The sequence below is a fragment of the Devosia sp. genome, from assembly GCF_040509215.1.
Classification (GTDB): domain Bacteria; phylum Pseudomonadota; class Alphaproteobacteria; order Rhizobiales; family Devosiaceae; genus Devosia.
The window spans coordinates 1-10,402 of the sequence record NZ_JBEVLL010000135.1 but is presented as its reverse complement, the minus strand read 5'-3'; the positions used below and the strand labels follow the sequence as shown (position 1 = coordinate 10,402).

The following is a 10,402-nucleotide window of genomic DNA, read 5'->3' as shown; positions in this document are numbered from 1 at the left end:
GAACGACGACGGTGAAACCGAGGAATAAAAACAGATCTTTGCGGGACATGAGGGTGTTCATACTAGGCCTCCATCACGCCGCGCCGGCCCATGAGGCCACGGGGACGAACCAGAAGAATGATGACGGCGACGAGATAGATGATGATCTGGTCGATGCCGGGGAAGATCGCTTTCACCTGGTTCATAGAGGCGAAGGACTGCAAAATGCCGAGGAGGAAGCCTGCGGCGACAGCGCCGGGCAGGGAGCCCATACCGCCCACCACGACGACCACGAAGGAGAGGACGAGGAAGTCCATGCCGAGGTGATAGTTGGGCGGTAGGAGCGGGGTGTACATGACGCCCGCCATGCCGGCGACGACAGCCGCGAGGCCGAACATGATGGTGAAGCGGCGGTCGATATTGATGCCGAGGAGGCCGACGGTCTCGCGATCGGCCATGCCGGCGCGGACGACCATGCCGAAGGTGGTGAACTGCAGGAAGGCGAAGACGCCACCGATGACGACACCGGCGAAAACGAAATATATCAGACGCCAGACCGGGTAGGTGATGACATTGGCCTGCATGCCGAGCCAGGCACCGATATCGGCCGCACCGCGCAGGTCTGTAGGCATGGGCTGAGGAATGGGGTTGGGGCCGTAAAAGGCCTTGATGACTTCCTGTGCCACGATGGCGAGGCCGAAGGTGACCAAGATCTGTTCGGCATGGGTGCGCTTGTAGAAGTGCTTGATGATGCCGCGTTCGAGCCCGATGCCGACCAGGAGCATGATCGGTATGGTGATGATGATTGATAGCGGCACCGAGTAATTGACCAGCACCGCGCCGAAATCGCCGAGCCATGCCTGAACCAGTGGCTCGCGCACTTCGAGCGGCGCGCCCCAGGGCGAGAGCTTTTCGGGATCGATTGTGACCGTTTCCATGGTGAGGAACATGCGCACGGTGACGGCGCAGAACGCGCCGAGCATGAACAGCGCGCCATGGGCGAAATTGACGACGCCCAGCGTGCCGAACACCAGCGTGAGGCCAAGGGCGATCAGCGCATAGGCGGCGCCTTTATCGAGCCCGTTGAGAAATTGCAGAAAAATGACTTCGAACATCGGATGCTCCGGGTCGACCGAAAGGCACGGAAACTCCCTAGGGCGTCACCGCCGGGCTGTCCCGGCGGTCCATGGGGTGCGGCGGCATGCCATGGATTGCCCGGACAGCCGGGCAATGACGATGGTGGGAGCCTCGACTACAGTTTTACGCGCACATCGGAACCGGTTCTGCCGGGCCAAGATCGCCACCGAAGATGGTGGGATCGTAGGCGACGGTGTCGCGGTCGATTTCCTGGAACACGTTGAGCACGTCGAATTCGCTGGTCGGGCTTTCATTGCCCTGCACCACGAGAACCGACTTGATGCACTGGTGGTCGTCAGCGCGGTAAAGCGTCGGACCATTGCCCATGCCGTCGAATTCGTGGCCTTCCAGCGCCTTGATGACTTCGGGCGGATAGAAGGTGCCGGCGCGTTCGACGGCATCCGCGTAGAGCAGGGCCTGGACATAGGCAGTGTGCGCAGCCTGGGACGGCGGGGAGCCATAGGCGGCGCCGAACGACTTGGTGAAGGCGACCGAGCCGGGGTCCTGGAGGTTCCAGTGCCAGTTGGACGTACCGAAGATGCCCTTGACGCTTTCGCCGGCACCCTTGGCCATCAGCTCGGAGATGAGCGGGGTGACGATCTGGAAGTCCTTGCCGTTGGCCTGGCGGTCGCGCATGCCGAACTGCACGGCCTGGGTGAGCGAGTTCACCATGTCGAGGCCGTAATGGTTGAGGATCAGCACGTCGGCGCCGGAATTGAGGATCGGCGTCAGGTACTGCGAATAGTCGGTGGCGCCGAGCGGGGTGCGCACGGCCGCAGTGGTTTTCCAGCCGAGGCCTTCGGTTGCGGCCTTGATCGATTCTTCCTGGGTCCAGCCCCAGGTGTAGTCGGCGGTAAGGTGATAGGCTTGGCGGTCATTGCCATAGGTATCCCCGAGAACTGGGGCGAGGCCGATGCCTGACTGGTAGGCGTTGAAGAAGTGGCGGAAGCCGTAGCGGCGCTTGTCCTTGCCGGTGGTGTCGTTGGAATGGGTTAGGCCCGCCATGAAGATGACGCCCATTTCCTGGCAGAGGCCCTGCACGGCGATGGCTTCGCCCGATGACGAACCGCCGGTGATCATGATGGCGCCATCGCGCTCGATCATGCGGGTGGCGCCAGCACGGGCCACGTCGGACTTGGTCTGGCTGTCGGAGGACACATAGGTGACCTTCTTGCCCAGGATGCCGTTGCCCTTGAGGGCGGAGGGCTGGAGCACGTTCAGGAGGCCGCCGTCGCCTTCGCCATTGAGGTGGGCGATGGCCAGTTCATAGGCCTTCTGTTCGTCAGCGCCTTCTTCGGCATAGGTGCCAGTCAGAGGCAGATTGAGGCCGAAAACGACCGTGTCGCCGGTGGGATTGTTGCAGAATTCCTGGGCCCAGGCGCCCTTGGTGAAAACGAGAGGGGCGACGCCCGAACCGATGATGCCGGCCATGCCGGTCTGCAGGACACGGCGGCGCGACAAGCCACGCTTCAAAATAGTCATTGATCTCCTCCTATGCGTGGGCAGCCGGTACATTGCCGGAGCCTCAGCGCTGCCCAATATTTGCCGGATTTGCAAACGACGGCAATATCCCATTGTAATTCAACGATAATTCTGTAAATTGTTGTTCTGGATCGAAGGCGATCCAGTAAATTCGTTTGCAAACGCAGTTTCGGGGAGGAAACGGCAATGCGGGCACCCATCGGGTTTCGTATCTCCAACCGCAGGAAATCGCTGAAGATTTCCCAGGCCGCCTTGGCGCGCATGGTCGGTATTTCGCCGAGCTACCTCAACCTGATCGAGAACAACAAACGCGACATCGGCGGCGCTTTGCTGCAGCGCGTGGCGCACCATCTGCAGATCGAGACCGCTGACCTGACTGGCGACGACGAGCAGAAGCTGCTGCAGGACCTTGAAGAGGCCTATGCCGATCCGGTGGTTGAGTCGCTGGATTTTCAGCCCGACGAAAGACGGCAATTGGTGGCGCAATATCCGGCCAGTGCCGGGGCCATTGCGCGGCTGCACCGGGCCTATGCCAATGCGGTAGCGAGCGCGGACAATTATGCCGACCGGTTGCGGTCCGATCCGCTGCTGAGCCAGTTGCTGCACCAGATCCTTTCGGGGATCACGGCCGTGCGCTCCAGCGCCGAAATTCTCGAGGATGTGCCTGACCTCGACGAGGCCGAACGAAAACAGTTTCTCGGTGCCATCGGGCGCGAGGCGCGGGCGCTAAGCGATGTGGCGCGGAGCCTGATCGGGCAGTTCGACAGCAGCAGCCGGGTGGCGGGCAATGTCTCCGCCATGCGCGAAATCGACGATCTCATCATCGAGCAGCAGAATTATTTCCCGCAGTTTGAGCGGGTGGCGGAGGATTTGCGGGGCGAGCTGGATGCTAAGGGCAGTTTCGGGCCGGCGCTGCTGGTTGAAGAACTGGAACGGCGCTTTGGGGTGCGGACGCAGATCGGTGGCTCGTCGGGGATAGAGGGTTTTCCCGGGCAGTATCGGTTTGCCGCAGACGAGCGGGTGATGTGGTTGCAAGGGTCGACAACTCTCGCCACACGGCAGTTTCAGCTTGCTCGCTTGCTGGGCGAATTGTCGGCCGCCGATGTGATGCGCACGACACTGGATGGTGCGGTGCTGACCAGCCCGACGACGCGGCGGCTGGCGGCGCGGGCTATGGGGTCGTATCTGGCCGGAGCCATCGTCTTTCCCTATTCGCGCTTTCTCGCCGAGGCCGAGGGGCTCGCCTATGACATCGATCAGCTTCGACAGATATTTAACGGCAGTTTCGAGCAGGTGGCGCACCGGCTGGTGTCGCTGCGGCGACCGGGCGAGGAGGGCATTCCGTTCGGGTTCCTGCGATCCGACCCTGCAGGGCGCCTGACCAAACATTTCCCGCTGCCTGGCCTGCTACTGCCCAATTCTGGGCATGCCTGTCCGCTCTGGTCGATCTACGGCGCTTTCCGGCAGCCGGAAACGCTGCTGCGGCAGGTGGTTCGGTTCTCCGACGGGTCGCGTTATCTGTTCCTTGCGCGATCGCTGCAAAGACGGCCAGGCTCCTATCGTGAGCCCGCGACCCACATCTCCATCATGCTGGCCTGCGACGTGCTGCATGCCGACCGGACAGTTTATGCCTCGGGGCTCGATCTCGACGATCACGAGGCCGATGTGCCGGTCGGCCCGACCTGTCGGCTCTGCACGCGTCGGGACTGTCCGGCGCGACAGGAGGAGATGCTGGCGCCCGATGGCCCGCGCTCGGTGACGCGCCTGCCGCTGATCCCGAAAGAATTCGGCCTTGGCGATTCCGGCTGATTGAGTTCTATTGCGTGAGTTCGCGGAGGGGAGACCGCGGGCACTGGGGGGAGATTTGGCTATTGATATCCTGATTGCCGAGGACGAGCCGTCTATTCTTGAATCGCTGGATTTCATCCTTCGGCGTGCCGGCTGGAGCATAAGCTCGGTAACCGATGGCGACGCCGTGATCGACGGGGTACGGCGTCTCAAACCGCGCATGCTGGTGCTCGACGTGATGCTGCCCAAGCGCAGCGGGTTCGACATCCTCAAGCACCTACGAGCCGATGCTGACACGGAAAACCTGCCGGTGCTCATCCTGACGGCCAAGGGCCAGCAGCAGGACAGGCGTATCGCCGAAGAACTTGGGGCCAACGGGTTCGTCACAAAACCCTATTCGAATGCCGAGGTGGTGGGCGCGGTGCGCAGCCTTCTGGGTGAAGATGCCGGACCGGCGTAAGATCGTCGGCGGCATGTTCCTGCTGACGACGGCAGGCCTGCTGCTGCTCGTGCCGCCGCTGGTGCACCTGTTCAACCACGATTTCACCGTGCTCGGCGTGCCGCAGATCGTGTTTTACCTGTTCGGTGTGTGGCTGGCGCTGATTGTCGGGACGGGTGTGCTGACCAGCAGGTTGAGCCCCGAACGTCCCGCCAATGGCGAGGAGGGCGAGGGCTAGATGCTGTCGGCCGATTTCGTCATCGCGACCGCAATCGCCTATGTCGGCCTGCTCTTCGTGCTGGCCTATTTCGGCGACCGGCGCGCCAAGGCCAACAAGCGCTCGTGGCTCAATTCGCCGGCGGTCTATACGCTCTCCATTTCGGTCTATTGTACCAGTTGGACCTTTTACGGTGCCGTGGGAAATGCCGCCCGTAGTGGATTGGAATTTCTCACGATTTACCTCGGGCCAACTATCGTTTTTGTGGGCTGGTATTTCCTGCTACGGCGCCTTGTTAGGATCAGCCATCTCTATCGCATCACGTCGGTAGCAGACCTGCTTTCCTCGCGTTTCGGCAAGTCGAGCCGGCTTGGCGTACTGGTGACCTGCATCGCCGTTATCGGCATCGCGCCCTATATCGCGCTGCAGTTGAAGGCCGTTACCTCATCCATTCAGGCCGTGGCTGGCTCATCGGAATTCGGCCAAGGGAGTTTGAAGGGCATCGATGATGTCGGGCTGGCTCTGGGCGTGGCGGCGGGCATGGCGCTCTTCACGATCCTCTTCGGCACCCGCCACGTCGACGCCAAGGAACAGCATCATGGCGTGGTTGCCGCCATCGCGTTTGAAGCCGTCGTAAAGCTGACGGCGCTTGTGGCCGTCGGTGTTTTCGTTGTCTTCATCGGCGGCGGCTTTGAGGGGATTTTCAGCCAGGCGGCCGCCAAGGGCATCGTCATGGATACCTCCACCAGCTTCGACAGTCGCTGGCTTACAACGCTGGCGCTGTCCATCGCCGCCATCGTCTGTCTGCCGCGACAGTTTCAGGTGACCGTGGTCGAAAACTCTGACGAGAACCATCTGCGGATCGCCGGTTGGGCCTTCCCGGCCTACATGCTGCTGATGAGCATCTTCATCTTGCCCATCGCCATCTATGGGCTGACGGTGATGCCGGAGGGCTCCAATCCCGACATGTTCGCGCTGACCCTGCCGCTGGCCGCAGGGCAGAATGGCTTGGCGCTGTTCGCCTTTATCGGCGGCTTTTCGTCGGCGACCTCGATGATCATTCTCGAATCCATCGCGCTTTCGATCATGGTGTCGAACCACATCATTATGCCGCTCGTCCTGCGCTTCAGTCCGCCGCAATACGGGGATGGGCAGGGGGTGAGCCGCGTGCTGCTGGTGGCGCGGCGGTTCTCAATCATGCTGATCCTGTCGCTCGGTTTTTTCTACTTTTTCTTCACCCGCGATTCCGACGCGCTGGCGCCGATCGGGCTGATTTCCTTCACCGCCATTGCACAGTTCTTCCCGGCGCTGCTGGCAGCCATTTTCTGGAAGGATGCTTCGCTCAAAGCGGTGTCGATGGCGATCCTGCTTGGCTTCGTTTTCTGGGCCTGGTGCTGCTTCCTGCCTTCGTTCGATTCCGTTTCACCGGCCGTCTCTCAGCTCCTGCTGGAAGGTCCCTGGGGCATTTCCTGGTTGCGACCCGAGGCGATGTTCGGCCTCGAAGGCTGGGACCCGCTAGCCCACGCCGCGTTCTGGAGCCTTTCGGTCAACATCCTGACGCTGACGCTGGGTTCACTGATCACGACGCCATCGGCGCTGGAGCGCATTCAGGCGACGGCCTTTGTAGATGTGTTCCGCCGCCCGAACCTGCCGCAGCGAAATTTCCTGCCGGGCTCTGCTACCGCCAATGACCTCTATTTCGTCGCCGAGCGCGTCCTGGGCGAGCAAAGGGCAGCGGCTCTGTTCGAATCCGCGGCGCGCGATAGCGGCGTCGATCCCATAGGCTTTGAACCCACGCCGGAATTTGTGGGGCGGCTGGAGCGCGAACTGGCCGGCTCCATTGGCGCGGCTTCGGCCCACGTGATGCTTTCGAAAGTCGTCGCCGGCAGCGATGTGTCGCTCGAAGAAATGATGCAGATGGCAGATGAGACCCAGCAGGTCATCGTCTATTCGCAGGAACTGGAAAAGACCTCCGCCGAGCTGCGCACGACTGCTCAGAAACTGGAAGATGCCAATGCGCAGCTACGCGAGCTCGACAGCCAGAAGGACGAATTCCTCAGCCAGGTGAGCCACGAAGTGCGCACGCCGATGACCTCCATTCGCTCCTTTTCCGAAATCCTGCTCGACGGTCATTCCCTGGATGACACGCAGCGACAGCGCTTTGTTTCGACCATTCATCAGGAAAGCCTGCGGCTCACAAAACTGCTCGACGAAATCCTCGATCTCTCCGCGCTGGAACGCGGCGAGCGCAATTGGCAGAGCCAGCCTGTCGACGCCGATGCGGCGCTTGATCGGGCCCTTTCGGTTTGTGATGCCCTGTTGCGGCAGAAGGGTATGCGCGTCGATCACGGCGATCGCGCCGGGCCCACCATGGTTGAGGGCGACCCTGACCGGCTGTGCCAGGTCTTCATCAATCTCATTTCCAACGCGGTGAAATACAACGACGCGGCGGAGCCGGTGGTGCGGATCACCTCGGCGCTGAGGTCGGGCAATTTCGTCGTGGAAGTGGCCGACAATGGCCCGGGCATCAGCAAGGGCGAGCGCAAGTTGATCTTTGAGAAGTTCTCACGAGGCCAAAGGGGCGCCATCGACCAGGCCGGGGCCGGTTTGGGGCTCGCCATCAGCCGCCAGATCGTCAAGCGGATGAAAGGCACGCTGGACCTCGCGCCAAGCCCCCTGCCTGGAGCCTGCTTCCGGCTGCGCCTGCCGGTGATCCGAGGGTAGGGCGCTAGAGACTGCCCTCGTCGGGAATGTTCAGGATATGCCCGCAGGCCTTGCAATGGACCGCGTCTGGCTCGTGCTTGGCGAGGCCGCATTGGGGGCAGGGGAAATGCACCTTGGCCGGGCGGAAGATGAGCTGGGCCAGACGCACGAAGAGCGAAATGCCCATCAGCATGACGGCGATGGCGACGAGTTTGCCAAAGGTGCCCGGCAAGGTGATGTCGCCAAAGCCGGTCGTGGTCATCGTCGTGACGGTGAAATAGAGCGCGTCGACATAGCCGACAATGCCGGATTCCTCGCTGACGAAGGCCGTATAGACAAAGCCTGTCACCACAAAAACGAAGACCAGCAGGTTGATGACCGCCTGTATCGTCTCCTTGTAGGCGCCGAGCCGGTATTTGTGGAGCGGCCGCCAGATGATGGGCGATTTGCTCATTGTCCAGAGCCGAAGGATTCGCAGGAAACCCAGGTTGAACAGCCAGGTCGGAGCCAGCAGCGTCGCGAGGATGAAAATGTCGATGATGACGGGCAGTTGCCGCAGCCAGCGCACTATGTCGGTCGAGGCCAGTGCCCGGGCGACGAGTTCGATGAATAAGAGCGCCGCGATCGAATAGTCGATCCAGAGAAAGTATTCACGCCCCTTGAGCAGTGGGCTGGCAATGAAGAATGCGATGATCGCCAGATCGACGATCAGTACGGTCGCCTGAAACCGCAGCGCGAATGGCGCCTGCGAATGGTAGAGAAGCCGCAGCTTCCTGCGCAGTCGCGCCAGCCAGTGTGCGTCTTCCACTTTCTCGTCTGGCCGCGGCTTGGATGTCGTCAGGTTAGTCTACCTCGATGATGGCCAGCCCCTAGCACGAGTCGCGATCAGTTCCCGAATGTCGGGTTTCTGGTAGCGCCAGGAGTCTGCGTCCCGGTCTGTGGCCCAGTCTGCGGTCCAGTCTGTGTGGTGGGACCAGGGGCACCATCGCCGCCGGGAGCCAGGGACGGAGGAACGCCTGAATCTTCAGGAGGTTGCGCACATTTGCCCGCACCACTCACCCTGAACTCTGACATGAGGGGGCTCTGGAAGCGCGCATAGCGGAAGGTTTCGCTGAGTTCAGGGTGGACCGGGTCTCTATGCCGGATCAGTTGCGAAACGCTGGCATCGACAGCGCCGAGATCGCAGAAATTATCCAGCTCCTGGCACTGCCCGGACGTCGAGCACAATTGCACGCCGCCTTCGTAAAGCATCAGATCGGTGCGCGACCGCGTCACGTTGAAATCGAACTTCGTGCCGCGCACGGCAATCGAGGCCGTCGGGGTATTGATCGAATAGGCGGCCTTAGGGCTGTGGCCGGAAATGAAGCGGAAACTGCCGGCCAGCGCGTTGATGGCAAACTTGTTGGCCGTATTGCCATTGAAGAGATAGGACTCGATCGTAAGCGTGCTGCCGGGTCCCACGACTAGCCGCGTCTGATCGGAAAAGACGATCTGCACCTGGCCGGAAGGGCCGGTAACAACCTGTTCGCCCATCGAAATATCCGCACCGACGGCCAGAACTCGGTCGGTGCCGGAGAAGCGCGCCAAGGCGTCTGGATTGACCCCGACGGCGCGACCTTCGGCCGAATGAGCAGAACCGGCAAGCAAGAAGCCGCTGCAGAAGAGAATGGCCGCATTCAAGGCAAGTCGACGCATGACATTCTCCACGCCGGGAACTTTCAAACACGCCGGGACATCCCGCTATAGCCACTATAGCAATCGGCGAACCTGTTGGAAACTTAGCCATCCAGCCTGAACGGGGGCTGAAGGTTGCTCGCGGGAAGATGTCGCGCTATGAGCAGCCACCCAAGCGTCGGCCGACCCGGCAGAAGGAAAACAATGAAGCTGGCATTCGTCATCCCCGCCTATAACGAAGAGGCGCTGGTCGGAAAGTGCCTCGAATCCGTCCAGGCCGAAATCAAGCGCTCCGGCGTTCCGGCCGAGGTGATCGTGGTCAACAACGCTTCCACCGATCGCACTGGGGAAATCGCCCGCAGCTTTGCCGGCGTGCGCGTGGTGGATGAACCCCAAAAGGGCCTGGTCAATGCCCGCGATGCCGGCTTTGCCGCTAGCGAAGGCTATGACCTGATCGCCAATATCGACAGCGACACCATCGTGCCCGAAGGCTGGCTGACGACGGTGATGCAGGAGTTCAACAAGGACTCCAAGCTCGTCTGCCTTAGCGGCCCCTATATCTATTACGACATGGCGCCGCATAATCGGGCGCTGATCTCGGCCTTTTATGGCCTGACCTATCTCATTTACCTCCTCAACCGCTTCGTGCTGCGCGTCGGCTCGGTGGTGCAGGGCGGCAATTTTGTCTTCAAGCGTCAGGCTTGGCAGGATGTGGGCGGTTATGACCGCTCAATCGAATTTTTTGGCGAAGACACCGACGTGGCAGTGCGCCTTTCTCGGGTTGGCGGCGTCAAATGGCGCACTGACTTCAAGATGAAGACATCGGGCCGCCGCCTCGAAAAGGAAGGCGTGTTCCAGACCGCTGCAACCTACACGCTGAACTTCTTCTGGGTCACCTTCCGCGGCAAGCCCGCGACCATGGACTACAAGGACGTCCGCAAGGATTGATCCCGGTCTTTTCCAGGCCCTCTCTACATTTGATG

9 protein-coding genes are annotated in these 10,402 nt (G+C 61.3%); 5 read left to right on the top strand and 4 right to left on the bottom strand.

What is annotated here, in order from left to right:
* Nucleotides 1-62: 62 nt before the first annotated feature.
* Both ABW043_RS07365 and ABW043_RS07360 read right to left on the bottom strand, forming a co-directional pair.
* On the bottom strand, nucleotides 63-1,094 hold the full coding sequence (locus ABW043_RS07365; protein ID WP_353920571.1) for a branched-chain amino acid ABC transporter permease: 1,032 nt from the start codon (nucleotides 1,092-1,094) through the stop codon (nucleotides 63-65).
* A 145-nt stretch (nucleotides 1,095-1,239) separates the two neighbouring features.
* Nucleotides 1,240-2,598, bottom strand: a complete 1,359-nt coding sequence (locus tag ABW043_RS07360; RefSeq protein WP_353920570.1) for a substrate-binding protein — start codon at nucleotides 2,596-2,598, stop codon at nucleotides 1,240-1,242.
* Nucleotides 2,599-2,784: 186 nt separating this feature from the next.
* On the opposite strand from ABW043_RS07360, the gene ABW043_RS07355 reads away from it, so the two are divergent.
* Genes ABW043_RS07355 through ABW043_RS07340 form a run of 4 tightly spaced genes read left to right on the top strand, consistent with a single transcriptional unit; the run spans nucleotide 2,785 to nucleotide 7,766 of the window.
* Nucleotides 2,785-4,407, top strand: coding sequence for a helix-turn-helix domain-containing protein (locus ABW043_RS07355; protein WP_353920569.1), 1,623 nt, complete (start codon nucleotides 2,785-2,787; stop codon nucleotides 4,405-4,407).
* A 55-nt stretch (nucleotides 4,408-4,462) separates the two neighbouring features.
* The gene (locus tag ABW043_RS07350) at nucleotides 4,463-4,846 is read left to right on the top strand and encodes a response regulator transcription factor (RefSeq protein ID WP_353920568.1); all 384 of its coding nucleotides are present in this window, start codon (nucleotides 4,463-4,465) and stop codon (nucleotides 4,844-4,846) included.
* Complete coding sequence (locus ABW043_RS07345) at nucleotides 4,830-5,063, top strand: hypothetical protein (RefSeq protein WP_353920567.1); 234 nt, start codon at nucleotides 4,830-4,832, stop codon at nucleotides 5,061-5,063. Before ABW043_RS07350 ends, ABW043_RS07345 begins: the two co-directional genes overlap by 17 nt.
* On the top strand, nucleotides 5,064-7,766 hold the full coding sequence (locus ABW043_RS07340) for an ATP-binding protein (RefSeq protein WP_353920566.1): 2,703 nt from the start codon (nucleotides 5,064-5,066) through the stop codon (nucleotides 7,764-7,766). It begins immediately after the preceding gene.
* Between the two features lie 4 nt (nucleotides 7,767-7,770).
* Here the strand turns inward: ABW043_RS07340 and ABW043_RS07335 are convergent, their stop codons facing one another.
* Nucleotides 7,771-8,553 (bottom strand): ion channel, encoded by a 783-nt coding sequence (locus ABW043_RS07335; protein WP_353920565.1) that lies wholly within the window; start codon nucleotides 8,551-8,553, stop codon nucleotides 7,771-7,773.
* A gap of 77 nt (nucleotides 8,554-8,630) precedes the next feature.
* Nucleotides 8,631-9,440, bottom strand: coding sequence for a FecR family protein (locus ABW043_RS07330; RefSeq protein ID WP_353920564.1), 810 nt, complete (start codon nucleotides 9,438-9,440; stop codon nucleotides 8,631-8,633).
* Between the two features lie 183 nt (nucleotides 9,441-9,623).
* On the opposite strand from ABW043_RS07330, the gene ABW043_RS07325 reads away from it, so the two are divergent.
* Nucleotides 9,624-10,367: a glycosyltransferase family 2 protein gene (locus ABW043_RS07325; protein ID WP_353920563.1), complete on the top strand. Its 744-nt coding sequence runs from the start codon at nucleotides 9,624-9,626 to the stop codon at nucleotides 10,365-10,367.
* Nucleotides 10,368-10,402: the final 35 nt, after the last annotated feature.

Excerpts from the sequence above, each read along its gene's own strand:
- ABW043_RS07365 (WP_353920571.1), bottom strand. The coding sequence starts at position 1,094 with ATGTTCGAAGTCATTTTTCTGCAATTTCTCAACGGGCTCGATAAAGGC.
- ABW043_RS07360 (WP_353920570.1), bottom strand. The coding sequence starts at position 2,598 with ATGACTATTTTGAAGCGTGGCTTGTCGCGCCGCCGTGTCCTGCAGACC.
- ABW043_RS07355 (WP_353920569.1), top strand. The coding sequence starts at position 2,785 with ATGCGGGCACCCATCGGGTTTCGTATCTCCAACCGCAGGAAATCGCTG.
- ABW043_RS07345 (WP_353920567.1), top strand. The coding sequence starts at position 4,830 with ATGCCGGACCGGCGTAAGATCGTCGGCGGCATGTTCCTGCTGACGACG.
- ABW043_RS07340 (WP_353920566.1), top strand. The coding sequence starts at position 5,064 with ATGCTGTCGGCCGATTTCGTCATCGCGACCGCAATCGCCTATGTCGGC.
- ABW043_RS07330 (WP_353920564.1), bottom strand. The coding sequence starts at position 9,440 with ATGCGTCGACTTGCCTTGAATGCGGCCATTCTCTTCTGCAGCGGCTTC.
- ABW043_RS07325 (WP_353920563.1), top strand. The coding sequence starts at position 9,624 with ATGAAGCTGGCATTCGTCATCCCCGCCTATAACGAAGAGGCGCTGGTC.